General features: G+C 69.0%; 22 protein-coding genes and 1 CRISPR repeat array. Of the genes, 18 read left to right on the forward strand and 4 right to left on the reverse strand.

Translation table 11 applies throughout. The features are described from left to right. Nucleotides 1-831 precede the first annotated feature (831 nt). The 4 genes from ABZ805_RS19440 to ABZ805_RS19455 form a co-directional block, all read right to left on the reverse strand. The gene (locus tag ABZ805_RS19440; protein ID WP_358441982.1) at nt 832-1962 is read right to left on the reverse strand and encodes an MAB_1171c family putative transporter; all 1131 of its coding nucleotides are present in this window, start codon (nt 1960-1962) and stop codon (nt 832-834) included. Next, nucleotides 1962-2453: a hypothetical protein gene (locus ABZ805_RS19445; protein ID WP_358441984.1), complete on the reverse strand. Its 492-nt coding sequence runs from the start codon at nt 2451-2453 to the stop codon at nt 1962-1964. The genes ABZ805_RS19440 and ABZ805_RS19445 overlap by 1 nt, the downstream gene beginning before the upstream one ends. A 53-nt stretch (nt 2454-2506) precedes the next feature. Next, the gene (locus tag ABZ805_RS19450; protein ID WP_358441986.1) at nt 2507-3328 is read right to left on the reverse strand and encodes an alpha/beta hydrolase; all 822 of its coding nucleotides are present in this window, start codon (nt 3326-3328) and stop codon (nt 2507-2509) included. Nucleotides 3329-3408: 80 nt separating this feature from the next. Beyond that, entirely contained in the window at nt 3409-3840 is a 432-nt protein-coding gene (locus ABZ805_RS19455; protein ID WP_358441989.1) for a helix-turn-helix transcriptional regulator, read from the reverse strand. A 500-nt stretch (nt 3841-4340) separates the two neighbouring features. Here ABZ805_RS19455 and ABZ805_RS19460 point away from each other — a divergent pair, with 500 nt between their 5' ends. The 18 genes from ABZ805_RS19460 to cas1e all read left to right on the forward strand — a co-directional run bounded on the left by ABZ805_RS19460 (nt 4341) and on the right by cas1e (nt 26464). After that, on the forward strand, nt 4341-5480 hold the full coding sequence (locus ABZ805_RS19460) for a hypothetical protein (protein ID WP_358441992.1): 1140 nt from the start codon (nt 4341-4343) through the stop codon (nt 5478-5480). Then, on the forward strand, nt 5480-5782 hold the full coding sequence (locus ABZ805_RS19465) for a hypothetical protein (RefSeq protein ID WP_358441995.1): 303 nt from the start codon (nt 5480-5482) through the stop codon (nt 5780-5782). Before ABZ805_RS19460 ends, ABZ805_RS19465 begins: the two co-directional genes overlap by 1 nt. Continuing rightward, complete coding sequence (locus ABZ805_RS19470) at nt 5779-6594, forward strand: hypothetical protein (RefSeq protein ID WP_358441998.1); 816 nt, start codon at nt 5779-5781, stop codon at nt 6592-6594. Before ABZ805_RS19465 ends, ABZ805_RS19470 begins: the two co-directional genes overlap by 4 nt. Further along, entirely contained in the window at nt 6594-8180 is a 1587-nt protein-coding gene (locus ABZ805_RS19475) for a hypothetical protein (protein WP_358442001.1), read from the forward strand. The genes ABZ805_RS19470 and ABZ805_RS19475 overlap by 1 nt, the downstream gene beginning before the upstream one ends. Next, nucleotides 8180-9694 (forward strand): SCO6880 family protein, encoded by a 1515-nt coding sequence (locus ABZ805_RS19480; RefSeq protein ID WP_358442004.1) that lies wholly within the window; start codon nt 8180-8182, stop codon nt 9692-9694. Before ABZ805_RS19475 ends, ABZ805_RS19480 begins: the two co-directional genes overlap by 1 nt. 176 nt (nt 9695-9870) lie before the next feature. After that, nucleotides 9871-11193 carry an ATP-binding protein gene (locus tag ABZ805_RS19485; protein WP_358442007.1) on the forward strand — a complete coding sequence of 441 codons (1323 nt, stop codon included), beginning with the start codon at nt 9871-9873 and terminating at the stop codon, nt 11191-11193. Further along, nucleotides 11193-12260 carry a C40 family peptidase gene (locus tag ABZ805_RS19490; RefSeq protein WP_358442009.1) on the forward strand — a complete coding sequence of 356 codons (1068 nt, stop codon included), beginning with the start codon at nt 11193-11195 and terminating at the stop codon, nt 12258-12260. Before ABZ805_RS19485 ends, ABZ805_RS19490 begins: the two co-directional genes overlap by 1 nt. Beyond that, nucleotides 12257-14110, forward strand: a complete 1854-nt coding sequence (locus ABZ805_RS19495; RefSeq protein ID WP_358442011.1) for a TraM recognition domain-containing protein — start codon at nt 12257-12259, stop codon at nt 14108-14110. The genes ABZ805_RS19490 and ABZ805_RS19495 overlap by 4 nt, the downstream gene beginning before the upstream one ends. Continuing rightward, nucleotides 14107-14724 carry a hypothetical protein gene (locus tag ABZ805_RS19500; RefSeq protein WP_358442014.1) on the forward strand — a complete coding sequence of 206 codons (618 nt, stop codon included), beginning with the start codon at nt 14107-14109 and terminating at the stop codon, nt 14722-14724. Before ABZ805_RS19495 ends, ABZ805_RS19500 begins: the two co-directional genes overlap by 4 nt. Beyond that, complete coding sequence (locus ABZ805_RS19505) at nt 14721-15410, forward strand: GGDEF domain-containing protein (RefSeq protein WP_358442016.1); 690 nt, start codon at nt 14721-14723, stop codon at nt 15408-15410. Before ABZ805_RS19500 ends, ABZ805_RS19505 begins: the two co-directional genes overlap by 4 nt. Continuing rightward, on the forward strand, nt 15407-15763 hold the full coding sequence (locus ABZ805_RS19510; RefSeq protein ID WP_358442019.1) for a WhiB family transcriptional regulator: 357 nt from the start codon (nt 15407-15409) through the stop codon (nt 15761-15763). Before ABZ805_RS19505 ends, ABZ805_RS19510 begins: the two co-directional genes overlap by 4 nt. A gap of 184 nt (nt 15764-15947) precedes the next feature. Continuing rightward, nucleotides 15948-17378: a CRISPR direct-repeat array (repeat unit 29 nt; unit sequence CGGACCACCTCCACGTGCGTGGAGAGCAC). A 210-nt stretch (nt 17379-17588) separates the two neighbouring features. Then, nucleotides 17589-20375, forward strand: coding sequence for a CRISPR-associated helicase Cas3' (cas3, locus tag ABZ805_RS19515; protein ID WP_358442022.1), 2787 nt, complete (start codon nt 17589-17591; stop codon nt 20373-20375). A gap of 263 nt (nt 20376-20638) precedes the next feature. Then, nucleotides 20639-22219, forward strand: a complete 1581-nt coding sequence (casA, locus tag ABZ805_RS19520) for a type I-E CRISPR-associated protein Cse1/CasA (RefSeq protein ID WP_358442025.1) — start codon at nt 20639-20641, stop codon at nt 22217-22219. After that, a complete protein-coding gene (casB, locus tag ABZ805_RS19525; RefSeq protein ID WP_358442028.1) occupies nt 22212-22862 on the forward strand; it encodes a type I-E CRISPR-associated protein Cse2/CasB in 651 nt (216 codons plus the stop codon). Before casA ends, casB begins: the two co-directional genes overlap by 8 nt. After that, nucleotides 22859-24037, forward strand: coding sequence for a type I-E CRISPR-associated protein Cas7/Cse4/CasC (gene cas7e / locus ABZ805_RS19530; RefSeq protein WP_358442031.1), 1179 nt, complete (start codon nt 22859-22861; stop codon nt 24035-24037). The genes casB and cas7e overlap by 4 nt, the downstream gene beginning before the upstream one ends. Then, entirely contained in the window at nt 24034-24786 is a 753-nt protein-coding gene (gene cas5e / locus ABZ805_RS19535) for a type I-E CRISPR-associated protein Cas5/CasD (RefSeq protein ID WP_358442034.1), read from the forward strand. The genes cas7e and cas5e overlap by 4 nt, the downstream gene beginning before the upstream one ends. Further along, entirely contained in the window at nt 24783-25484 is a 702-nt protein-coding gene (locus ABZ805_RS19540) for a type I-E CRISPR-associated protein Cas6/Cse3/CasE (protein ID WP_358442037.1), read from the forward strand. The genes cas5e and ABZ805_RS19540 overlap by 4 nt, the downstream gene beginning before the upstream one ends. Next, complete coding sequence (gene cas1e, locus ABZ805_RS19545) at nt 25481-26464, forward strand: type I-E CRISPR-associated endonuclease Cas1e (protein ID WP_358442040.1); 984 nt, start codon at nt 25481-25483, stop codon at nt 26462-26464. The genes ABZ805_RS19540 and cas1e overlap by 4 nt, the downstream gene beginning before the upstream one ends. Nucleotides 26465-26467: the final 3 nt, after the last annotated feature.

Here is a 26467-nt window from a genome sequence, read left to right on the forward strand (position 1 = left end):
ACAGCTGACGGGTCGGCGTCACCGCGAGCAGGCCGGCCGGACCTACTCGGGGCGAGCGCGGCGAAGAACGAGTGATCGGGTGGCGGCAGTTCCGTGGTCGCGAGGTGCGTCGTTCCCCACGCCGCCGAGACGGCGCCCGACCTGATCGTCGCCCTAGCACGAGCCTCGGCGGGAGGCGCAGCGGAAGTGAGTGTGTACCCCGAGTGATCTGTCAGGTACTCACGGTTTACGATCACTAGAAGTGAAGACGATCGAGTTCGTCCCGGCAGCCTTATGAGGAGTGGGTTTTGACCATTTCGCCTGAATTCGCCGTCCATGTCTTGTGTGGGGTGCTTCTCGTCATCCTTGGCTACTGGTTGCGTTGGTGGCGCTACCGCTGAACGGCCGTCTTGGCGGTACAGGCAGGAAGGTCGGAGGTGCGTCCTTCCTGCGTTCCTCCACGTGCGTGGAGAGCAAAATTCGCATGAGTGCCCGTCGAGGTCCCTGCAGCCGGGCCACTCCCACATCGGTGAGACCTCGTGAGCCTATCCGAGGTCGAGTCGAGCGTCGGTCATACCCGCCGGACGGTGAACCGGAAGGTCACGAAACGGCGGGCGTAGGCGTGCCCGGGGTATCCCTGTCCGCCATCGTGCGCAGCGAGGTCTTCTTGGCTGGTGAGGGGATCGGCGCCGGGTAACTCGGTCTGGTCGGGTCAGGTTCGAGGGGATCCGCGGGGCCGAAAGCAGGGCGCGGGTCTTGGCGAAGCCAGTGACCAGCAAGGTGTGAGAGTACCGGTTGGGTGGCCTGGGAGAGCGGGCGCTGGTCTGGCCGTTGGTGGGGACGGCGTGTCGGCTAAGTGTGTGGGGCGGTCTTTGATCTCAGCTCGACGAGTGCGTCGGCGATGGCGATGAGTTGCTGGGTGTCGGCGCTGGGCGCGGTGGTGGTGGGCGCGGCGATGATGCTGGGTGCGCGGAGTGGGGCTCTTGGGTCGGTGCTGCGGTGGAGTGCGGCGTGGATGAGTTGTGCGTGTTCGGCGGGGGTGTGTGCGGTGTCCGCGGGTTCGGGGAGGTAGGGGCTGAGGCAGACGAGGCCGTCGCGGATTTCGATGATGCGGCGGTAGGTGCGGAGGCGGAGTGCTCGGAGGTGTCGGCGTTCCTGGGTAGAGGAGGCCTTGGGGAACAGGGCGATGGTGGGGAAGCGGTCGACGAGGGCTTCCCAGAGTGGGCGGAGTCGGCGGTAGGTTCGGCGGGCTTCGAACCAGAGGTGGGTTTTGATCAGGGCGGTGCGGGCTCCGGGGTAGCCGATGCCGAGGAAGAACGTGGTGATGCCGATGGCGAGGATCGGGGTGGTCCAGGTGGCGGTGCCGGGGATGGGGTCGACGCCGAGGAAGAGGCGGCTGCCGGTGGAGATCGTGCGGGGCAGGTGGACTCCGGCGAGGTTGATGAGCAGTCCGGTGGCGGCGATGTGCAGGCTCAGGCGTGCGCGGGAGCGGGTGTGTTCGGCGGTGGCGCGGGCGAGTTGGGCGCCGCGGGCGCAGGCGTAGGCGAGGTAGAGGTTCCCGGCGAGGTAGAAGGTGAGCATGTCGGGCGTGGTGACGTGTTCGTAGCTGGTGCGGGCGGTGGGTTCGGTCCCGGCGAAGGTGGCGATCAGCACCGTGGAGGTGAGCAGTGCGAGGCCGATTTCCTGGTAGCCGCGGCGTGCTGCTCGGTGCGGTGCGACGCTGCCGTGCAGCACCACGATCAGCAGGGCGAAGAACACGGTCAGCAGGGTGTTCTGCGCCAGTTTCGGGAAACCTGCCGGGAGCACTGCGGCGAAGGCTGGTAGGTGGCCGGCCAGTTGGGCGGTCAGCGCGAGCACGACGAGGACCGTGCAGATCGTGACCGCGTGCAGGCCCTTGTCGCGGGGTGCCCGTGCGATCTGGGAGAGCTTCCACAGCGCCGCGATCACTGCGGCTGCCCACATCAGCAGGTTCGGTACCAGCATCAGAGCCAGCCCTGGTGGTCGTCGAAGGCGCGGCCGATCCGGGTGGAGGCAGGGCTGGTGCGGTCGGGTGCGGCTTCGAGCCGGTGCAGGAGTTCGGCCCATTCCTTGATGACGGTGGCGACCATTTCGGCTTCGTACTCGGCGGCCGGGGCGTAGCCGTCGCGTCGAAGGGCGCGGCGCACGACGTCGGGTGGGATGTCGGGGAACAGCTGGGCCCAGATGTCGTCGTCGTCCTCGTTGGAGGTGTGACCGCTGATGAGGTGGCCGATTTCGTGCAGGACGATGTGCTCTTGGTGAGCTGGGGTGGTGTCGCGCTGGTAGAGGATCCAGTCGGTTTCCGCGGTGGCGATCCACAGCCCGAACGCGCCGGGCGCGGGAAGTGGCCAGGGCACCAGCCGGATCGGCCGTCCGCGACGCTGTCCGAGTGCGTCGCAGAGCTGCTCGATGTTCAGCGGTGGGTGCAGGTCGAGTTCGCGCAGTAGCCGTCGCACGGTGCGGCGGAGTTCGAGCTCGCTGCGCCATGCCCGCAGACTGCGCTGGCGGCTCATGTTCTGGCCGCGGCGAACAGTTCCAGCAGTCCCGCGGTGGCGCCGGCGGGGTGGCTGGTGAGTCCATTGTGGCCGCCGGGTAGGGAGATCAGCGGGCGGTCCAGCAGCTCGGCGAGACGTTCGGCGCAGCGGTGTTCCCACTTGCCCTGCGATCGAGCACCACCGGTGGCGACGATGCGGGGCCGGGCGGCGGCGAGTTCGTCGAAGGACAGTTCGGCAGTGCGTACTGCGGAGAAGTCGTGGTCGAAGAAGCGTCGCAGGTTGGCTTGGGGGTCGCCGACGGGTTTCGGTGACCGAGCGCCGATTTCGGGTTCGTCGTCCCGTTCTCCACCCAGCGCGGCGAAGCGGCGGATCGCGGCCACGACGTCACCGGTGGCTGCGATCTCGGCGACGGCGTCGAGACCGGCTTCCTGCTCGGGATCGCGGACGAGGCAGGGCATCGGAGGTTCGTGCGCGACCAGCAGCTCGACGAGATCAGGTCGGGTGATGGTGAGGTGGAGGCCGATGACGGCTCCGATACTCGGGCCGACGACGAGCGCGGGCTCGGTGGCCACCGCGTCGAGCAGTGCGGCGGCGTCGGCGGCGTGCAGGCGCATCGTGACGGGTGGTTCGGCGCTCGTGGTCTCGCTGCGGGACAGGCCGCGGCGGTCGTAGGTGATCACCCGGTACCCGGCGGCGGTCAGGTGCTCGGCGAGCTGGGTCGTGGCGCCGGCTTCGCTGAGGCCACCCTGGATCAGCAGCAGCGGCGGTCCGTCACCGCGGGTCTCGTAGTACAGCTTCCCGCCGACGACTTCGACGAACCCGTCTTCCTCTGCCACCGGTGCCCCGCTTTCCGGTTGAGTTCCGTTTCGCCTCTGTACCGTCTCTCGCTCGTCGTGGTGATGCCAATGAGGTGTGCTCACCCTTCCGGGTGTTGTTTCCTGCTCTGGTCGGCTTGGAACTCGATGAAGCGCATGACGCTTTCGAGGGCTTCGGGGGTGAGTTCGCTGGCGCGGGCGGCGATGCGTTGAGCGCCGGCTTCGCCGAGTACGGCGAGGGCTTCGTACTGGCGGTTGAGGTCGTGGGCGCGTTCGTCGTCGGAGAAGTAGTCGAGCTGGACTTCGAAGAAGTCCGCCAGGGCCTGGACGAGCTGCCAGCTCGGTGAGGTCTTCTGCCCGTTGAGCAGGTCGTAGAGGTAGGTCTTGGACACTTTGACCTTGCCGCGCGCGGTGATCTCCGCGGCGACCTCGGTCGCGGTGTACTTCTCGCCGCCGTCCTTGGTGACGCTGTCGAACAGCCTGCGCAGCCGTGCGGCGAAGCTCATGTCGGTCTTGTCGACCACGTCGACCACCCACTCCCTGAGTCCACTATAGCGGAATCATGAAGCTGAGAAACCACTACAGTTGACGCTCCCGGTCGGCCGGGTTACGTTGGCATCGTCCGTTCCACTATAGCGGAAATCAGTGGGGAAGATCCACCGGTCAGCGCGATGCTCACTCGGTCACCACACCGGGCATCGCGAGGCCCGGCCGGTTCCCCGCTGGCTCCGCGGGACGTGACGCCCGTGGAGCGCAGTGATCCACGAACGCCTCCGCCAGTGCATGAGTCGGTGGGACCGCTGAGTCCCCGGCCCTGAACGGGCAGCACCGGCTCGGTCACCGAGGCCGACGAGCCCGGTGGCGATCTCGAACTTCATCGACCCGCTGCACCTGCTCGGCGCGGCGCGATGCCGCACGCCTCGACAACGGCCGAATGCACCGATCCAAACGGTCTTCGGGCGCAGGACCCGCACGTCCTGATCCGCCCCGGTTTTCGCAGTTCACATGCCAATCGAACGTCGGAGAAATCGTGATGTCCTCATTCCAGCAGCAGCCAGGCACCACGCCCGCCGCGTCGCCGGTCGACCGGGCCTCGCCGGGAACGCGGCAGCCGTGCACCGCAGCGCTCCGGAAGGTGGCCGGTGCGGGAGGCGGCCTGATCGCGCGTGATCGACGGCTGGCCGGTGCCGCGAACGCGATGCGCGGTGACCTGCCGACACCGGATGTCGTCGGTGCTGTCGAAGCCGGTCGGCTCGTGGCGGCAGCCGAGTCGGGCACGGTCGAGCCGGAGGGCGACGACGTCGCGTTCCGCACGGCGGCGGCGACCGGCCAAGCAGCCGCAGTGGTGCAGCGGCAGGGGCTCGCACCGGGTGCGCGCGGTGGCGCGGACTGGTCCGGTTTCGGCTCGGTGGTTCCGGTGCTGGCGGCGTCGCCGGGTGCCGGTGCGTCGGTGGTCGCGGCGGTGCTCGCGGATGCGTTGCAGCTGGCGGGGCGTCGGGTGTTGCTGGTGGACACCGCGGATCCGGTGCGGTCGGGGTTGGCTGCGGCGGCGCGTTCGGACGGGCCGGTGTTCGACGGCCCGCATCCCGCCGTGCGGATTCGGTCGTCGTGGCGGGCGCACGCGGTGCTGGCGCGGATCGAGACGTCGTTGCCGATCGTGACGCCGGGCATGGTTCCGCCGCCGCAGTTCTTCGCCGCGGCGGCTCGGTCGGTGCAGGCGACGATCGTCGACATCGGACACGACCCTTGGCGGGTGGCCGCGCACCCGCTGGCCGGTGCGGGCGCGTGGCTGCGCGTCGGGGAACCGGTGCCACGGCCGTTGCTGGTGTGCCGGGCGAGCAGGCCGTCGTTGCTGCACGCCGAGCAGGTGCTGGCTCGGCTGGAGTCCTGGAACCGGACCGGGACGATCGTGCCTCCGGCGCAGCTGGTGGTGCTGGGTGCGCGGAAGTGGCCTGCGGGAGTCGCGGGCGCGGCCGGGCGGCGCACCTCGGCGTTACTGCAGCACGCGGTGTTCCTGCCGCACGACTCATCCGTGGCGCTCGGCGGGATCACCGCCGAGGTCACTCCCGCGCGGTTGCGCGATGCCGCGATTCCGCTGCTGCAGCACCTGCGCCTGCTGCCCGGTCCGGCGCACTCGGCAGGGAAGTCCTTCTCCCGAAAGGTGATCCGCTGATGCTCCACTCCGGATTCGACGTCGTGGTTCCGATCCTGTCCCAGCTCCCGAACCCGCAACCCGCACCACCACCGGGCGCGGACAAGATCACCGAAGTCGCGGGGTTCTTCAAGTGGGGCGCGCAGATCGCCCTGCTCGTCGGGTTCTTCGCGGGTCTGGCGGTGTGGGCCGGCGGGCGGTGGGTGGATCACCACCGCGCGGGCAAGGTCGGCGTCGTCATGATGCTCTGCGGGGTCTCCGGCGGGCTGCTCTACGCGGTGGGGTACCCGCTGATCAACGAACTCGCCGGGGGCGGGCAGTGAGCGCCCGGCGCGACGATGCGCAGGAACGCCGCCGAGCGGGGGCCGGGCTCGCCGCCGTGGTGCTCGGGGCGCTGGCCCTGGTGGTCGTGCTCGCGGCGTTGATCGTGGCCCGCGCGACTACACCTGCTCCAGCTCCCGCGAAGCCCGACGAGCCGGTCACCGCGGAACCGGTCGACCTCGGTGGTGTCGCGCCGTCCGTGCTGGAGCTGGTGACCCGGCCGATGCCGGTGCTGCCGGCCCAAGCCGTGCGGCCGCAGCCGTTGAGCACCGGGTCGGCAGGACCGCCGATCACCCTGCCGCCGGCGCATCCGGTGCGGGGCAGCTGGATTCCCGGTGGTGTGCCGGGAACCGCGCGCGGCGCGCTCGCCCAGCTCGCCGCGTTGGACGAGGCCGCGCTGCGCGGTGCCGATCCGGACCTCTACGCCCGCGGGTTCACCGAGCTCGCCGAACCGGGAGCACCCGGGGTCGCTGAGACCGGGCTGCACTCGCTGCTGCGGTCGCTGCGGATGTCGGCGGGTATGCCGCCCGTCGGCCCGGTGCCCGGGATGCTCGCCGACTTCCAGCCCACGCACGGGCAGATCAAGGGCACCGCCGAAGGCGGGCGGCTCGTGGTGGCGTGCGTGCTCGGCCAGTTCTCCGTGGACCACCGCGGCCAGACCGTCACCGCCGGGATCGGGGACTGCCAGGCGATGCGCTGGAACGGGCACCGCTGGCGGATCGCCGCGACGCCGCCTGCCGCGCCGGCGCCGAGCGCGTGGCCGGGCAGCGACGCCTCGGTGTCGGTCGGCTACCGAGAACTGCGGGAGGGCTGATGTGGCCGTTCGACGACATCGGTGACTCCCTCGGCTCGGAGATCGCCGAGTTCGCGGCGGACGCGTTCGAGTCCGCGATGCGGGCGCTGTGGGACGGCAGCCTCGACCTGCTGCGGGAGTCGTTCGCGCTCGCCGACCGGTTCTCCGTGTTCGAGGTGAACCCGCACGACGGTCCGGTCGGGGTGCTGTGGCCGATGATGCTGTGGATCTCCGGGGTGCTCGCGCTGGGGTTGTTCTCCTGGCAGCTCACCATGACGTCGCTGCGCGGTGGGCGCGGGATCGTGCGGCTGACCACCGGGCCGCTGCAGTACGGGATTGCGCTGGCGATCACCGTCGGCATGGTCGGCGCGTTCCTCGCCGCCGCCGACGGGCTCACCCAGGGCATCCTGCAAGCGGGTCTGCAGTCGGCGAACTTCCAGGAAGCGCTGGGGAAGACCCAGTTCGCCGGGGGAACGGGCGAAGGCATCAAGGCGGTCGTGCTCGGGCTGTGCGCGGTGCTCGGGGTGCTGCCCGCGGCGGTCGGCTACCTGCTGGAGATGTTGTTCCGCGAAGCGGCGATCTACCTGCTGGTGGCCACGATCCCGATCACCGCGGCCGGACTGCTGGCCAACGTCACCAAGCGCTGGTTCTGGACGACGGTGCGGTGGCTGCTGTCGTGCATCGCGATGAAACCGGTGCTCGCGCTCGCGCTGGTGCTGGGCATCGGTCTGGTCGCGGGCGCGGAGGGGTTGTCGGCGCTGCTCGCGGGGATCGGCGTGCTGGTGTTGAGCGTGTTCAGCCCGCTGGTGCTGTTCCGGTTGTTCGCCTTCGTCGACCCGAACACCGATGCCGGGGGCGTGTTCCGGGACGCGTTGTCGTCGTCGACGGGCATCGACTCCTACGGCATGAACAACCCGGTCGTGAAAGCCGCGACCTCGCTGGCCGGGGCGGGCGACGGCGGCTCGGCGCAGGAGGACGCCGCGACCGGGCGGTTCGACGCCGCGGTCGCCGACTTCGGAGACCCCGAGGGCGACGCCCACTGCTTCGGTGGTGCGAGCGGTTCCGGCTCTGCCGACGAGCCGCTGGACCCGGACGCGGCACAACCGGAGCGGGACGACGACGCCGCGGGCGGAGCCGAAACCGATCCACCCCGTCCGCCTGCCGCCAACCGGGGGTCGATCACGAGCGACGACGGGATCGGACCGCAGTTCACCGGTGACGGCGGGGGCGAAACACGGCCGCCGGACCCGCCGGAGCCCGGTGGCGGGAGCGCGGAGCAGTTCCCGCCGACGCCGCCCGACGGCGAAGCATCGCGCCCGCCGGACCCGCCGGAGCCCGGGGGTGGAGGTGCAGAGCAGGTCCAGCCGCCGCCTGACGGCGGTGCATCGCGGCCGCCGGAACCTCCGGTGCCGAGCGGAGACGGAGCCGAGTCGCACCCGCCGGAGACGTCGGCTCGCCATGGGGAAGGGGAGGAACCGCACCCACCGGAGCCTCCGGAGCCCGGTGGAGATCACGAACCACCCGACGACCGTTCTCGCGGTCGCGGGCCGGGCGGAGACGGCGGTGATGGTGCCGGTGGCGACCTGGACGAAGGGTTGAACGTCTGATGAGCAACAGCGATCGCCCGCGGATCTACCACGGTTTGGCGCACGCGGAACGCGCCGGCTGGATCATGGGTCTGACTCCGGTGCAGGCGGTGACCTGCTTGGTCCTGGCCGTGCCGGTGTTGTGGACGGTGTCGGCGGGCCGCTTCCTGGACGCGTTGGTGCTGCTCGCCGGCTGCGGCGGGGCAGCGGCCTTGGTGGTGGTGCCGGTTCGGGGACGTCCGGCGCTGCGCTGGCTGGGGCACCTGCTGCTGCACCAGCTCGGCGTGGCCACCGGCTGGTCGCGGTGGCAGTCCGCCGCGGCGGCGGGGCACCCGGTCGATCCGGACGAGCCGGATCTGCCCGGCGTGCTGCAGCGGGTCGAGCTGCCGGACGGTCCGCCGCTGCGCGACCAGGGTCGGGTGTGCCTGATCCACGACACCGGCGACGGCCGGTGGGGCGCGTCAGCGCGGTTGACGCACTCCGGGGTCGGGTTGCTGTCGGGGGAGCAGTGCGAGCGGCTGGCCGCCCGGTTGGGGAACCTGCTGCTGTCCATCGGGCACCGCGACGTCGTCGACCGGCTCTCGCTGCTGGTGCGCACGGTGCCAGATGACGGGACCGAGCACGAGGTGTGGCGCCGCGAGCACGAGGTCCCCGATGCCCCGGAGCTCGCCCGCCGGGTGGCCGACGAGCTGGATCGCACGATCGGGAACGCCGGTGTGCGGCACGAAGTGTTCGTCACCGTCTCCGGCACCGAGGACGCGCTGCGGAAACCGGCGGCGGCCGCAGGCGGTGGGGTCCAGGGGCGCGCCCGGGTGCTGTACCGGGTCCTCGACGGCCTGGAGGGCCCGCTCAAGACCACGGGGGTGACCTCGGTGGAGTGGCTTTCGGGCGCCGGACTGGCCGAGGCGGTGCGCACCTCGTTCAACCCGGACTCCAGTGCTGTGCTGCGCGCCGCGCACCTGACCGGAGCGGCGGAGCAGGGCTTGCCGAAGGCCGCCGCGGGCCCGGTGGCGGCACCGTCTCCGTCGATGCGCCGCTACGACCACGACGCGTACTCGACGGTGTCGTACTCGGTGCTGATGCCCGAAGCGGGCACGGTCTTCGGCAGCCTGTCCTCGCTGCTGGCCGTGCGCACCGCCGGAGAGCGGCGTTGCGTGGCGATCCACTACGAGGTGCTGGGTTCGCGGCGCGCGGGCCGGGAGGTGCAGAGCATCCGGTTCCGCACCGGGGTACTGCGCGATCTCAAGGCGAAGAAGGGATTTTCGGCCTCCGCGGTCGAGGAACGCGCGGTCGGTGGCGCCCAAGCGCAGGAACGGGCCGTGGCCGCCGGGCACAGCCTGGTGCGCTACGCGGTGGCCGCCGCGGTGACCGTGCCCGCGACGTGGCAGGTCGAAGACCACGCCGCACGCCTGGAGAACGACTCGGCCGGTCGGTTCCGGCTGCTGCGGCTGGATCTGGCTCAGGACTCCGGTTTCGTCGCCGCCTGCGTGCCGCTGGGCATCGGGCTGCCCCGCTCCCGAGGAGGTCTGCGCTGATGCGCCACTGCGATCGCAGCGCCGCCCAGCTGCTCACCCAGTTCGGCGCGGAACCGACGAATCCACCGCCGCGCCCGCCCGCGGACCCTCGACCGGCCGGGCCGGTCAACCGCGTCCGCGCACCGCGCCGCGGACGGTCCGTTCCAGGACGGGGCTGGTCGGCCGCGGAAGCTCCGTTGGCGACGTACCTGGCGACGACCCACGAGATCGGCGGCTTGTTCCCGCTGCTGGCGGCGAACCAGAACCCGGCGATGGGAGCCCGCATCGGCTACGACACCCTCAGCGGCGGCGCGTTCCACTGCAGCCCGATCGACTGGGTGCTCGGCGGTCTGGTCACCAACCCGAACCTGGTGGTGTTCGGCGAACCCGGGCGCGGCAAGTCGTCCACAGTGGTCGCACTGTTGCTGCGGATGATGTTGTTCGGCACCCGCACGCTGATCTCCGGTGATGTGAAGGGCGAGTACAGCCCGCTGGTTCGCGCGTTGGGCGTCGAGCCGATCGCGCTCGGCCGTGGCTCGCCGGCGCGGCTCAATGCCTTGGACCTCGGGCCGATCACCACCAACTGGGGTTCTTGGTCGGTGGCCCGCCAGCGCGACGAGCTCGACGGTGTCCTCGGGCGGTGGACGAAGCTGCTGGTCGCGCTCGCCGAAGCGCAGGGCTACACCGCCACCGTCAGCGACGAGGCGGTGCTCTCCCACGTGCTCCGGCGCCTGGTCGGCGCCGAGGACGGCTACACGCGGCTGCGGGAGGTCACCGTGCCCGCGGTCCACCACGCCCTGGCGCATCCCGATCCGGTGCTGGTCGAGCGCGCGCGGTTCGCCGACGAGCGGCAGTTCCTCGACACGCTGCGGCCGATCACCGACGCGCTCGGCAACCTGATCTCCGGGCCGCTGGCGGGGCTGTTCGACGAGCCCACCAACTTCGCGCTCGACTGGACGGCGCCGATCCAGTCGATGGACCTCTCGCGGCTTCGGTCGCGCGGCGATCAGGCCGTGGCGGTGGCGCTGACCGTGCTCGGCTCGTGGTCCTCGCTGATCACCGATCTGCAGGAGGACGGGGAGATCCGCATCGTGGTGCGCGACGAGGTGTGGCGGCAGATGCGTCTCGGAGTGAAGGCGGTGCAGGCCGTCGACTCGGACCTGCGGCTGTCGCGAACAGATCGGAAGATCCAGATCCTGGTGGGGCACAAGCCCTCGGACTTCCTCTCCGTCGGCAACACCGGATCGCAGGAAGTCGCCATCGCGCAGGACCTGCTCGCGCTGTGCAGCACGAGAATCCTGTTCGGACAGTCCACCCGGGTCGCCGACGACCTGGCCGAGGACCTCGGGCTCGGCGAACCCGAGCAGGACGTCACCACCGGCTGGTGCATGGAACGCCAAGGCCGCGCGCTGTGGAAGCTGGAGAACCAACCCGGCTTCAAGATCCAGACGGTGCTCAGCAGCGCCGAGAAGGCCGTGTTCGACACCAACGCCCAGTTGCGCGCGAACGGGGGCCGCTGATGCCGGGGTCGCGCGCGACCTGGGCGCTCGCCGCCGCGCTGGTCTACCTGGTCGGCACACCCGGGCTGATCCTCGGCGTCGCGCTGCTCGCCGTCGTCGGTGCCGCCACCGCCGGGTGCGGAACCGGAGGCGGACCGGTCGGTGGTGGGCAGGTCGGCGACCACCACTGGTCCGGGGAACAGCTCACCCACGCCCAGACCATCACCGGCATCGCCGAGCAGCGCCGCCTCCCGCAACGCGCAGCGGTCCTCGCGCTCTCGACCGCGATCGTCGAATCGAACCTGATCAACGTGCCCTACGGCGACCGCGACTCCCTCGGGCTGTTCCAGCAACGGCCCAGTCAAGGCTGGGGCAGCGCCGAGCAGGTCAGCGATCCGACGTACGCCACCAACGCCTTCCTGGACCGCCTCATCGCAGTGCAGGATTGGTGGCGGCTTCCGCCGGGGGTGGCGCAGCAGACCGTGCAGGCCTCGGCCCATCCGGAGCGCTACGCCCCGCAGGAAGGCCCGGCGGCCGAGTTGATGAGCCGCTTCTGGCGCGGCCCGGACAACCCGCCGCCCCCGACGGGTGCGACGCCCGCCGAGCAGATCGCGCTCTGCGGTGACGAAGGTGGCGCGAGCACTCCGCTCGATCCGCAGCAGCTCCCGCCGGGCTACCGGCTTCCGGCGGATCCGACCCGGCGCGCGGCGGTGCAGTACGCCCTCGCCCAGCTCGGGAAGCCCTACGTGTTCGGTGCGAAGGGCCCGGACGCTTTCGACTGCTCCGGCCTGGTACAGGCCGCGTGGGCGCACGCCGGGGTTCCGATCTCGGCGGGCACCACCAGCCAGATCCACGACGGCCGCGCGGTCGCCGCGCTGGGACAGCTCGCGCCGGGAGACCTCGTGTTCATCCCCGGCTCGCTGGGCTCACCGGCCAACCCGCGCCACGTCGGCATGTACGCCGGACACGGCCTGATCGTCAACGCCTACGACGAGAGCACCGGAGTCGTGCTCGAACAACTCGACGCCTGGAAACCGCAGATCGTCGCGATCCGGCGCGTCACCGAAGCGAGGGGAGCGAACACGTGAACCGCACCGATTTCCCCTTCTCCCCGGCCGTCGATCGCGACCTGGCCGTGGTCGGGCTCCTCGTGATCGCGGGCAGCAGCGTGCTCGCGCTGGCGGGAGTGCTCGTGCTCGCCGCCGTGGTGGCCACCGCCTGCACCGGCGGGTCCTGGCAGCTGCCCGAGTTCGGCGACTGGCTACCCGCCGCCCTGTCGGCGCTCGGGACCCCGTCCGATCCGGGGGCGGGGCTCGGTGATCCGTGGGCGAGTGCGCTGCGGGGCAGGGCGACGCTCTACTGGACGTTCGCGGCCGGCACCCTCGCGGTCGGTGGCGCGGTGAGCGTGCCGGTGGGGATGGCGGCGTGGTCCCGGTTCGGCCCCACTGAGCTCGGTCACGCCAGCCGGGCGGAGATCCGCCGCGAACTGTCCCTGCACGCCGCGCGCCGCACCGCGGAGTGGACCCGTCCCGGACTCAGCGCCGAACGACGCCGCCGTGCACCGCTGGAGGAGGTCGCCGCACCGCTGCACCGCGGACCGCACGGGCAGCTGCTGGGCACGCCGTTGGAGAACCCCACGGGTGCCTTCGCCCCGACCCAGAGCGGCAAGAGCCGAACCGACGTCGTGCACAAGGCACTCGCCGCACCGGGCGCGCTGGTGTGCTCGTCGACGAAACCGGACCTCGTGGAGTTCGCCGCGCTGGCCCGCTCGCGACGTCCCGGTGCCGGTCCGGTGTACGTCTTCGACACCACGGGCAAGGTCCGCTGGCCTGCGCGGATCCAGCCGTCCCCGATCCCCGGCTGCTGCGACTTCGGCGTCGCCCGGCGCCGCGCGGAAACCCTCGTGGACGCCTCCGCGGTCGGCCTGACCCACACCGGTGGCAACGACAAGGTGTTCCGGGAACGGGCCAAGACGGTGGTGCAGGCGTACCTGATCGCCGCGGCCCACGCACAGCGCGGAGTCGCCGACCTGGTCGCCTGGTCGATCACGAAACCACCCGACCAGGAGCCGGTCGAACTGCTGCGCCGGCACGGCTTCCCCGAGCTGGCCGACAACCTGCGAGCCGAGATCGGCATGGTCGCCGAAACCTCCGACGCGGTATGGCTGTCGGTGCGCCGGGTGATCGAACCGTGGCTGGACCCGCGGCTGCGGGAGCTGTGCTCCCCGGCGGCGGGGGAGGAGTTCGACGCCGCATCCTTCGTGGCCAACCAGGGCTCGCTGTTCCTCGTCGCGGACAAGCACCAGGCCGCGCAGGTCCGACCCGTGCTGACCGCGCTCGTCGAGGACATCCTCACCACCGAGCAGGAGATGGCGTTGAGCTACCCCCACCGCCGCTTGGACCCGCCCGCGACGAACGACCTCGACGAGCTCTACGACGCCACCCCGATCCCGAAGCTCCCGGAGATCCTCGCCGACTCCGCCGGACGCGGCGTGCTGATCCACTGGGCCGCGCAGTCGATGGCGCACCTCGAAGACCTCTACGGTGAGTCCGGCCGCCGCCAGCTGCTGGACAACACCACCACGTTGACGTTCTGGGGCGGCATCAAGGACCCCAAGACCCTCGAGCTGGTCTCGACCTTGGCCGCCCACCACGAGCGCAAGCGCTACCAGCAGCAGTCCGACGGGCTGCTCGGCTTCGGCCGCACCTCCGTGGGCACCGAGGACGTGCCCACCTACCGGCCCGGCGCCGTCCGGACCCTGCCGCGCGGGCGGGTGCTCATCTTCCACCGGCACCTGCGCCCCATCCTCGCCCGTACCGTCGACGTGCGGAAACGCCCCGACTGGCCGCAGCTGCGAGCCGACCAGGAAGCCGTCCGAGCAGGCACCGCCGCGATCGACGCCGACGGCTTCGCCACGGAGGCGGTGGGCAACCCGTGAACGACGACGAGCTCGTACCCCGCGACCGGCCGCGACACGACGACGGCACGGAAGCCGCGATCGAGGCGCTGACCGAGATCGTCGGCGCCCTCACCGCGAAGCTCACCGCGCTGCGCGGGCGCATCGAAACCTTGGAGCACGGCGCACCGGAGGAACCGGAGCAGGACGACGCAGCCGACCAACCGGGCCCGTGGGTCCTGCACGTGCCGCCCGCAGCCGCCGAAGACCGGCGACACCGCGGCGATCGGCACTCTCCGCTGTGGACGGTCCGCAACTTCGTCGGCTGGTACAACGCCACCTTCCTCGGAAACCCCGGCTCCCCGGCCAGAGCGATCCCGCCGTGCTGGGCCGAACATCCCGGCCTGGCCGAGGAAGTCGCGGTGCTCGCCTACTCGTGGCGCCGCGCCAACGTCGGTGCGACGGCCAACGTCCGCGACGCCCAGCTCTGGCTGCAGCAGACCCGCACCGGGTTCGCCGCGCGGCTGACCGACTGGGTCCACGCCCACTGCCTCGACGGCCGCCACCGCCCGGTCGGTGCCCGCTGCCGACCCACTCGATTCGCCGCCGACGCGGCAGAACAGCACGCCATCTCATCGGGGGAGGAGACGGAATGAAACCTTGGATGCACCAAACCTGCACCGCGGCGGCCGGCGCCGGAGCCGTGGCCGCCGGAGTCGGCTGGGCCCACGCCGCCCACCGCCTGCACCACCGCACCCGCCAGCTCCGCATCGCCCACCGCGATCCGGTCACCGGGCTGCTCACCAGATCAGGGTGGGAGCACACGGCCCCCGAAGCCCTGCGCCGCAGCAGCGTGTGCGGGCTGCTCGACCTCGACGGGTTCAAGCAGATCAACGACACCTTCGGGCACCTCACCGGTGACCACGTGCTGCGCGTGGTGGCGCGGCGAGTGCGCGGCGTACTGCCGGTGGAATCCGTGTTCGCCCGGCTCGGCGGGGACGAGTTCGTGTTCCTCGCCGACTGGGACTCGGCGGAGATCGGGGTTCTGGCCGACGAACTCCTCGAGGCCATCACCGCGCCTCTGCCGCTCGGCGAACGCGCGGTGCGCGTCGGCTGCTCGGCAGGACTGGTACTGCTGCGCGACCTGCAGAGCCAGCCAGTGCTGCTACGGGAGGCCGTCACCGCGGCGGATCGCGCCATGTACGAGGCGAAGCTCTTCCGATGCGGCTGGCGCCGCCACGACCCGCGACTGCACCCCGAGCCGCCGACCGACCACTGCTCCGCCCCGCCGCAACGCGTCCGCGACCACGGTCCGCAACCACACTTCGGGAGGACCCCGTGAAGATCCACGACGTCCGATCCTGGGAACGCGAAGCCGCCTGCGCCGGAACCGACCCCCGCCTCTGGTTCGGCGAGGACGACGTCCGCGAATCCGGCAGCGACGCCCACCGCCGCCGCGAAAACGCCAAAGCGATCTGCCGAACCTGCCCCGTGCTCATCGACTGCCTCGTCGACGAACTCCTCCGCCCCCACACCGAACAACACGGCATCCGCGGCGCCACCACCCCCGGAGAACGAGTCCGCATCCTCGCCCGCTGGAGATCCGCCGGACTCGTACCCCAACACGACCCACCGCCCAACGCCGACACCCTGCGCACACTCCTCGGCGAAGAACCACGCCAGCGGACGGCGTGAACCGGCCTGCAGGACCGGTGCAGGCCCCTCGGTGTGCGGGAGCATCCGAAGCGTTCGGGCAAGCCCTGAGCACCTGCGCGAAGGCGCAGGCCGTCTCGTCGAGCACGATGGCCCGACCTGCCGACGAACGACCTCGGTGGAGGCGACGCAACTTCGAGCCTAGTGACCGGCCCGTCGCGCAGCGCGGACCACATCCACGTGCGTAGAGAGCACAGCCGCCCTCAACGGACTGGACATCCGGGCGGCGGACCACTTCCACGTGCGTGGAGAGCACCGTGCGAACGCGATTCTGGCTGTGCACCGAGACGGACCACCTCCACGTGCGTGGAGAGCACTCCGCCGTGAATCGGCCCAACTCGGCGAAAACCGGACCACCTCCACGTGCGTGGAGAGCACGGCCCTCGGCGGTTGCCCCCGCCGGGGCCCTTGGACCACCTCCACGTGCGTGGAGAGCACGGCAAGCGGGCGTCGGGCGAGCTGGACCAGTTCGGACCACCTCCACGTGCGTGGAGAGCACTGCCGAGCTCGCGTGCAATCTCCACGCCGGGCGGACCACCTCCACGTGCGTGGAGAGCACGGACGGCGCCGGAGGGCCGAACGTTGCCTTTGCCGGACCACCTCCACGTGCGTGGAGAGCACATCGTCGGCAGGGCGCTCTCCCACGTCGCAGTCGGACCACCTCCACGTGCGTGGAGAACACGACCCGCGGCGCCGTGTCGGGCGCCGCGTCCACGGACCACCTCCACGTGCGTGGAGAGCACGCAGCACGTCTACCAAATTCAGCCCGTAGTGGCGGACCACCTCCACGTGCGTGGAGAGCACGTGAAAATCGGGGGACAGAACCGGCGGGGCTACGGACCACCTCCACGTGCGTGGAGAGCACAGGTCGAACAGGCTCAACCCCTGCTCGTACGCCGGACCACCTCCACGTGCGTGGAGAGCACGCGGCCTTGCGTGCTCGCTCGTCCTCTGCCGCCGGACCACCTCCACGTGCGTGGAGAGCACGCATGACCAGCGGCGAACGCTGTTTCGCGCCGCGGACCACCTCCACGTGCGTGGAGAGCACTCTGCTGACCGCGCTTGAGCTCGACGAAGTAGCGGACCACCTCCACGTGCGTGGAGAGCACGCCAGGTGAAGAAGCGACAGCGCTGGCTCCCCCGGACCACCTCCACGTGCGTGGAGAGCACCGTCACCGACCGCCGGAACCGGCGCTCAGCAACGGACCACCTCCACGTGCGTGGAGAGCACCTCGGCCGCGCGGATCGCCCCGTGGATGTCGGCGGACCACCTCCACGTGCGTGGAGAGCACGACCGGATCTACCTCGCGCCGTGCGACGCCGACGGACCACCTCCACGTGCGTGGAGAGCACTCCTTCGGAACGTAGAGCTGGCCCTGAGGAGCCGGACCACCTCCACGTGCGTGGAGAGCACTCAGCGGTCGAAGTGCCGGCGGGGCCGGTTGTCGGACCACCTCCACGTGCGTGGAGAGCACCCACGTGCGGGTGTCGACGTCGCCGGTGTTCACGGACCACCTCCACGTGCGTGGAGAGCACCGACCGCTGAACAGTACTGACCTGATGTTGATCGGACCACCTCCACGTGCGTGGAGAGCACCCTTCGCGAACTGGGGTTTTAGGAACGCCGCTGCACGTTTTCGAACGGAACCATGCGGCGACGTTAGCGCATGGGTGCGGTGGATGGCTTTGGCTATCCGAACCGCGGTTCACCCGTTGGCACCAGCTTTGACATAACGCGGCCCGGTTTGTCGTAGGTAACCGTTAACGTGCCGCTCGGTGATCGGGTTCTCTGGTTTTGGGAGGTTCAGTGGCCGACCCCGTGGTTGATCTGCGGCTGTGGGGCAAGGAACGCGGGCTCGGGGGAGCTCGGTATCCCGTTGTCTGCCACGGTCTGGACGCTGCAGCGGCGGTGCGCGCGTTGTGGCGCGACTTCCTCTCGGCAGGTCTTCGACGACGGTTGGCTGCGGAGCTCGGCTTGAGCGAGTCAGAGACGTGCTCTGTTCTGGAGTTCTGGGCGGCACTCCATGACATCGGAAAGATCTCCCCCTCATTCGCGTTGCAGCTGCCGATGCCTCCGGAGTTTCCCGCGGATGCGGCGGAGGTTCGGATTCGGCATGACCAGGCGACGAACTTGTGGCTGCCCACCGGACTAGGCGTTCTGGGGTACCCGTCGCGGTCCGCTCGGTCGGTGGGTCGGCTGGTCGCACAGCTGTTGGGAGGCCATCACGGGCGGTTCCACAGCGTCGAGGGCGCGCGGTTGATGCCTGCGCACCTGCCGTCACAGGGGCTTGGCTCCGTACCGGTGTGGGAAGCGGAGCGGGCCGCGATGCTCGACGTGCTCGCTGCAATCCTGCAACCATCTGTACCTCCTCGGCTTGCTGTGGAAGACGCGGTGCTGATCACAGGGCTCGTGGTGGTCGCCGACTGGTTGGTCAGCCAGGCCGACTTCGTCCGTGAGCAGGTTCGGAAGGTTCCCGCCGTCGGTGATGTCCCTTCGTTGCGTCGGTTCTTCAAGGCTTCGCTGAGTCCCGCTCGACAGCTGGTGCGTAGCGCGGGTCTGTTCAGGCTGAAGTTGGAGGAGGGAGACTTCGGCGAGGAGTTCCCCGGGTTTTCGCCCAACGCGCTCCAAGCCGACATCGCGGCAGAACTGCGGCGTGTGGTGACCGGACCGGGGCTCTTGATGGTTGCTGCGCCGATGGGTTTCGGGAAGACCGAAACCGCATTGCACGCTGCGCGGATCATGGGGGCGGCTGCCGGGACGTCAGGGATCTTCGTCGCCTTGCCGACGATGGCCACGGCGGACCAGATGTTCAGCAGGGTCGGACGGTACGTGCAGCGTCGAAGTGAAACCACTGCCAGCCAGACACTGCTCCACGGAATGGCCTGGCTGAGCCCGGTGGAGGAGATCCTGGCGAAGGCGCGTACCGCAGAGGGGATCGTCAGCGACGCGGAAGCTCGGGTGCACTCCTCGGAATGGCTTCGAGGAGCGAAGCGGGGCTTGCTGGCCGGGGTGGGGGTGGGCACCATCGACCAAGCGTTGTTGGCCGTGCTCCCGGTACGGCACAACGCACTCCGAATGTTCTCGCTGGCCGGGAAGACCGTGATCATCGATGAGGTGCACGCGTTCGACAGCTACATGCGGAAGTTGCTGCGGGAATTGCTCGGCTGGCTGGGCGAGCTCGGCGTACCCGTGGTGCTGCTGTCCGCAACGTTGCCGAAGGCGATCGCGAAGGAGCTCTCGGCCGCCTATACCGGTGCGGAAGTCGAAACGGACTTCGAGATTCCCTATCCGGGATGGAGGTACGTTGAGCGTGGCCGGAAATCGGAACCACGGGCGGTGTCCTTCCCAGTTGACCGCAGGCGCCCGGTAGAGGCCTCGTTGCGTGGCGTTGGTCGGGGAGCGGGCAAACGGCCAGATCGGGTCCCGGTGCTGCAGGAGGTCTTGGCCCCGGTGATCGATGGTGGCTGTGCCGTGGTGATCTGCACGACCGTCGCGCAAGCGCAGCAGACCTTCTCCGGTCTGAGTGAGTGGGCTGCGAGGAATGGGATCACTCGCAAGCTGCTGCACGCCAGGTTTCCATCGCATCAGCGGGCAACCATCACCGAGGATGTGCTGGAAGCATTCGGGAAGCCCGACGGGTCACGAGGACGTCCACAACGGACGATTCTGGTGGCGACACAGGTCGTGGAGCAAAGCCTTGATGTCGACTTCGACCTCGTCGTCACCGATCTCGCGCCGATCGAGCTGCTGCTGCAACGAGCAGGCCGACTGCAACGTCATCCGGGGTGGGATGACCAGCGGCCCGCGTGGGCTGATCCTGCCCGGGGCGGTCATCGGCAGATGGTCGTCCTCACCGCGCCGGACCTCGACCTCGGTGAGTTGCCGCGCAGCTGGAGCTACATCTACCCGCGGGCCAGCCTGATCCGCGCCCATGAACTGATCCGCCGCAGAGATCCGCAGCCGATCAACATTCCCGAAGATGTCCAAGATCTCGTTGATCGTGGCAATCCCGGCGACTTCCCGGTCCTCGACGACGACTTGCTGACGGGCTTCGCCGAAGTCGAGCTGGAGCGCAGCGCCCGGTGCATGATCGAATCGCAGACTGCGCAGCGGGTGACCATCCGGCCGATTCGCGAGTTGGCCAGCCTTGCCGGTCTGTCGGAGGAGCTCGTTGACGAAGAGCAGGCCACGACGCGTTTCAACGCCGACTCCGTTCGAGTGCTGCCGGTCTTCATCGACGGTTCGGGCGAGCTCCGGCTCGGGCACCCGGCAGGAGAGAGGCTGCCGATTCCGGAGCGGGATCGCCTTTCCCGGGAAGAGGCGATCGCCGTCATGCGGCACACCATCCCTGCGCCAGGTTCGCTCGTGCGTGACCGCGATGAGAACCACACCTTGCCCGAGCCGTGGCATGCCCTCTGGCCCCTGAGCGACCTTGTCGCGCTACCGCACCGAGTCGACGATGAGGGGAACGTTCGACCGGCCCGCGTAGGCCGGAAGTTCCTGCTCCTTGATCCCGAGCTCGGGCTGTGCGATGTGGCTGAGACGACGCGGCTGAGCAGCGAGTCGTACCGAAAGGCAGACCCTGGCGACTAGCTACGCACGACCCTTGTATAGTTACTCTCGGTGCTCGATCATGCTCTACAAGTGATGATCATGGCAGAGGTGAAGTCCGGCCGTTGCCGAAGCGGCCGCGCCGCAAGTTCGCGGTACGAAGCCCAAGTGCTCCATCGCCTTCACCGCTGTGAAGAGCACCGAATGTCGAAAATCGATCGTCTCGCCCGACCTGGGCCACTTCCACATCCGTGGAGAGGCCCGCAGCTTAACCGTCCTGTATGTCCTGGCTGATAGGAGGCACGATGCCACCGAGCTTCGACCTGGCAGAGCGCGGGTTCTGCCGGGTGCGCTGGCGTCCGGGGCGATCTCCCGACGAGAACCCGGACGCTCCTGTCGGCTTTCGCGAGCTGCTGGTGCGCGCGGCGGACATCGCCGATGTGGAGGTGCCGCACCCCCCGGCGCTGGCGGGCCTCCTCCGGGTATTGACGGTGATGGCGGCCCGCATCAGCGGACTGGACGCACTGGATCGCCGTACCGATTGGGAGGACGCACGCTTAGCCGTACTGGACAAGGGAAAATTCGACCCGGGTGCGGTGCAGCGGTACTTCGCTCAACACGAGGGCCGGTTCGAACTGTTCCACACGGCCAGCAGTACACCATTCCTCCAAGACCCGCGGCTGCTGGACGAGTGCCGCACGGTGAAGGGGGAGGTGACCAGCTCCGGTGTGAACAAGCTCGCGCTGGGCAGAGCGGCAGGCCAGGGCTTCGTATGGCTCGCGCACACAGTGGACGACCAGCCGCCACCGCTCGCCGCGGCCGATGCAGTGTTCGCGCTACTGGCGTGGCTGTACTTCGGCGTACCAGGGCGGTGCACTCCTCGGCGAGTCGGAGAAACCGCTGCTGCTGACACCAAAGCCGGGCCGCTACGGGGAACGGTCTCTTATCACCCGGTGGGGGAGAGCCTGTTCGAGACCTTGATCCTCGGTATGCCGTTCATGCCGGCTTCGGAGTCGAGCCCCGCCTTGTGGGAGGACGAGCCGCGTGATCCGTGTGCTCTACCGTCACCTGGTACCGGTGTCGGTGGGCTGCTGGCGAATCGTTTCCAGCACGCCGTCCTCCTGGACCCGGACGAGTCCGGTGAGTCGGTCGTCGACGCGCGGATCACCTGGGCCTGGCGCCTTGCCCGCGGTCCGGCGCAAGATCCGTACTTGATCTACCGCACGAGCAGGGACGGTTTGCCGTATCCGCAGCCGGCGGAAGCTTCTCGCGCGGCGTGGCGGGACCTCGATTGCTTGATCGGAAAACACGAGGATCACCAACGGCCGACTGTCTTCGAAGGTCTCGACGATCTGATGTCGGGGCAAGGGCGGGCTGTGCGGATCAAGGCGCTGGGTTTCGAGCAGGATCGCAGCCAGGCGAAGGACAAGCAGTTCTACTCCGGGACGACCCCTGCCAAGCAGGAGTTGTGGCAGCAGGTCGATCCGGATCGGTTCGGGCGCCTGCGGTCCGCGCGAGTAGCCGCCGAAGTACGGGGCTGGCATCTCCGCGGCGCGTTGACCGAGGCGTGGTGGGAGCTCGTCCGTGTGCGACCGTCGCGCGCCGGCAAGTCCAGGGATGGTGGCGTGCCGTGGCTGCACTCCTGCATGAGCGACTACTGGGAACGGGCCGAACACCACTTCTGGCAGGCGATCAGCACTGAGCAACCCCCTGATTTCAACATCGTCAACCGATTCATCCACCTAGCGCTGAAGTCCTACGACACGGCCACTGGAATGGTTCGGCGAACGCCCGACGACATCAAGATCATCGAGCGTAACCGGCGCAGGTTGTGGACCGGCTACCAGGCCGGCCCGGAAACCCAGAACGGAGCAGAGAATGACTGAACTCTCCGGATCCGGTTCCGCTCAGCGGCGCCGCGAAGACCGCCGCAAGAGAGCCGCTGACATGGTCATGCACCTCCGGCGGGAAGTGCTACTGGTGCCGGGCCGACGCGCCGCAGTCCGGTCCGCTCTCGGGCATGAACCGGGCTCACCGAGGACATTCCGCGCGTACCGGGAGATCAGTGCCTTCTTGACGCCAGAGCTGCCCAAGCGGGAGGAAGAGGCATTCCTCGCGGTAGCGGCGATGATGTGCGCGCAACCGGCGAGCAACCGCAAGCAAGACGTCACGGCAGCCGACGCGAACGAGAAGGAGTCTCGGCGGACGAGGACGCTGGGCGGAAGCTGCGCGTTGGCGGTGAATCGGAGCGAGATCACCGAAAAGTCGGTGGAAGCACGTCTTCATCAGCTGTGCCGGGGTGACTCCCGCGGTCTTCATCGTCAGTTGCCCCGGCTCGTGCACCACCTGCGCGGGGTGGGAGTGGAAGTCGAGTGGACCCACTTGGTCGACGACCTCACTCGATGGGACATCGACCGTGAACGCATCGCTGCCGGCTGGTTGCGCGAGTTCTACCAGGGATTGACCGCCCGCTCCACAACTCAGAAGACGAACCCAGAAGACGACGCATCTCAGGAGGACCAGGCATGACCGCTCCCGCGTATCTTGACATCCATGTGCTGCAAGCGCTTCCGTTCTCGAACGTGAATCGTGATGACCTCGGTGCCCCGAAGACCGTGGTCTTCGGTGGAGCCGAGCGCACCAGGATCTCCAGCCAGAGCTGGAAACGCGTCATCAGGAAGCACGTCGAGGAGCAGCTCGGCGAGCGGACCGTGCGCACTCGGCGTGTCGTGCGTGGAGTTGCGGAACGGCTCCAAGCCCAGGGATGGGCGGAGGAAGAGGCCTACGCTGCTGGAATTCAGGTGGCGGTCTCGGCGGGCAAGGGAATCAGCCTTCAACCGGACAAGGACGACAACGACTCGCTCGTGCTGACCACGAACGTGTTGTTGCTGCTGCCCGAATCCGGGATCGACGAGCTCGCGCAGCTGGCAGCAGGACATCGTGACGCGATCTTGGCCGAGTCCAAGCGAGCGAAGAAGGCCACCGAAGTCAAGGCGAAGCTTCCCAACGAAGACGTCGCCGAGATCCTCAGCCGCCGCAGCGGAACGATCAACCTGTTCGGCCGGATGCTGGCGGAGCTGCCCGGAGCCAACGTCGACGGTGCGGTTCAAGTCGCTCATGCGTTCACCACGCACGGGACGCAGGTCGAGTACGACTTCTTCACTGCTGTCGACGATGTCGAAGAACAGCTGAATCTCACGGGCAGCGGACACCTGAACACGGCCATGTTCAGCGCAGGAACCTTCTACCGCTACGCCAACATTAACCTTACCGACCTCGTCGGGGAGAACAACCTGGCCGGTAACACCGATGCCGCAGCCGCGTTGGTGTCGGCGTTCCTGGATGGATTCCTCAACAAGCTCCCGACCGGCAAGCAGAACTCGACGGCACCGATGACCCCGGCCGACTTGGTGCACATCGCGGTGCGCGATGATCGCCCGGCCTCGCTTGCCAACGCGTTCGAAGCACCGGTGTGGGGACGGCGCGGACATCTGGTCGAATCGGTGAATCGGCTGATCGAACAATCCCGGACCGTGACGCGGTTGTTGGGTGAGGACCACGTGCTCCATGCCGGTTACACCGCCACCGCTGCCGCGCTGGCAGAGGGGCAAGCGACCGAGATTCAGCTCGGAACCCGGTACGAGTCCTTCGACGAACTGATCCGCGTGGCCGTCACGAACGCCTACCCCGGAGCCCGGCCGTGAGCGGGTTCTTGTTGCGCTTGGCCGGGCCAATGCAGAGCTGGGGCGAACGCAGCGCCTTCGACATGCGTGACACCGCCGCGTTCCCGACTCGTTCCGGACTCCTCGGCCTGCTGGCGTGCGTGCTCGGACGGTCACGAGGCGAATCGCTCGACGACCTGGCCCAGCTGTCGTTCACCATCCGAATCGACCGTCCAGGTGTCCGCATGATCGACTACCAAACGACCGGCGGAGCGTTGCCCGTTCGCGGGCCGAAGGTGCCCACCGCCGACGGCAAGGGGCGACCGAACGCGAAAGGAACCCTGCAGACCTGGCGCGAGTACCTGGCCGATGCGGTGTTCATCGTCGCCGTGACCGGGCCGGATGAAATCCTCGACCGAGCACGTGCTGGCTTGCTCAAACCTCGGTGGCAGCCGTTCTTGGGACGACGGTCTTGCCCGCCGGACGCGCCACTACTGCTGGACCGCCTTGTGTCGGACCCGATTGCCGAACTTCGGACCGGTGTCCCCCTAGCGCGGCGAGTGAGCGAGGGGGCCGACGTCGAAGTCGACTTCCTGACACCGACGGGCAGGGTGGACGAAGTCCACAGCGAGATCCACGACGTGCCCATCACCTTCGCCACCGTCGATCGTGCCTATCGCCCGCGCCCGGTGTGGCGCCACACCGAATCCCTGGACCCCGCGCTCGGCGTCCGCGACCTGCGCGACTACCCGGCACGGCTGGCTGATTACGTCCGTGGAGAGACCGCATGAACGACACCTGGCTCGTAGCGATCGCAGTCAACTCAGGGTGCCGCCGCCTGTTCAGCGGAGGCAAGATCGACGGGCACGCCCTGCATCGTGATCTGATGCGTTTGGCACCGGCGGGACTCGGCGACGAGGCCAGGCGAGAAGCGGGGCTCCTCTACCGGGTCGAGCAGGTGGGCGCCCCTCGGCAGGGACTGCGGATTCTCGCCCAGCTCGCCTTGGAACCCGACGTTCACGCGCTGGCACCGGAATTCGCGGCGCAAGCGCAGCAACGACGGTTGAACCCCCTGCTGGGTCGGCTCACCACCGGTGCACGGGTGCGCTACCGGATCGACGCCAACGCCACCAAACGACACGGGAACGCGGCGGAGCCGCACAAGCGGGGGAAGTTGGCCAACCTCCACGGCACCGAAGCCGAGCTGTGGTGGCTGCGCAAGTCCACCGAAGTCGGGCTGCACCCGCTGCAACTGACTTCGACACCACAGCCCGACGTTCTCGGCCGTGCCAGCAAACGCAACAAGGACAAGAAACCTGGTGGCGAGGAGACGAGCTGCACGGCTGTCCACGGTGTCACCCGTTTCGAAGGCATCGGAGTGGTGACCGATCCCGATCGGCTGCGTGCAGCGGTGAATGTGGGAATCGGCCGCGCACGCAACTACGGATGTGGGCTGCTCAGCCTCGCTCTGACCGAAGAGGCGCCGTGATCAACAACCCGAGACGGCTTCTCACTGCCCCCACCGTGGCAATGCTCCCTCGCGTCGCCGACTCGTTGTCCTTCCTCTACCTCGAACACGTGAGGGTCAGCCAAGACGACACCGGGGTTTGCGCCTCAGTGCAACAGGCGGACGGCACGACAAGCCGTGTATACCTCCCGGTGGCCGCGCTGTCCTGCCTGTTGCTGGGGCCTGGGACCTCGGCCACCCAACCGGCCATGGCCACCTGCGCTCGGCACAACACCACCGTGCTGTGGACAGGATCCGGAAGCGTCCGGCTCTACTCCGGTGCTCAACCCAGCGGCCTGACGACGACCTGGGTCGAACGCCAAGCGCGCGCCTGGGCCGACGACGAAGCGAGACTCGCGGTCGCTGCCCGGATGTACGAGATGCGCTTCAAGATGCCGGTGCCCGAGGGAACCAACCTCAACACGTTGCGCGGCCTAGAGGGCCAACGCATGAAAATCCTCTACCGCTCACTCGCAGACCGGCACAAGCTACGAGGCTTCCGGCGCAACTACGACCCCGCTAACTGGGATCAGCAAAACCCGGTCAACCAGGCCCTTTCCGCAGCCAACACGGCCCTCTACGGTGCGGTGCATAGCGCACTCCTGGCGCTGGGGTGCTCGCCCGCGCTCGGATTCATCCACAGCGGGAAGCAGCACTCCTTCGTCTACGACATCGCGGACCTGTACAAGGCCGACCACACGATCCCGCTTGCATTCTCCCTGCACAACAGCGATCAGCCGGACCGCGACGCTCGAATCCGGCTTCGCAAGGACTTCCACCTTTTCCGGCTGTTGCCGCGGATCGTCACCGACGTGCAGAACCTGCTCGACCCAGATCGACATTCGACGTCGCCCGAAGACGCCGACGGTCCCAGCGAGATCGAACTCGTCCACCTGTGGGACCCCGATCTCGGTCCGATCGATGCAGGTGTCAACCACGCCCGGGAACTCGACAAGGACTGAGCG

The organism is Saccharopolyspora sp. NPDC047091 (assembly GCF_040643635.1).
Taxonomy (GTDB): domain Bacteria; phylum Actinomycetota; class Actinomycetes; order Mycobacteriales; family Pseudonocardiaceae; genus Saccharopolyspora_C.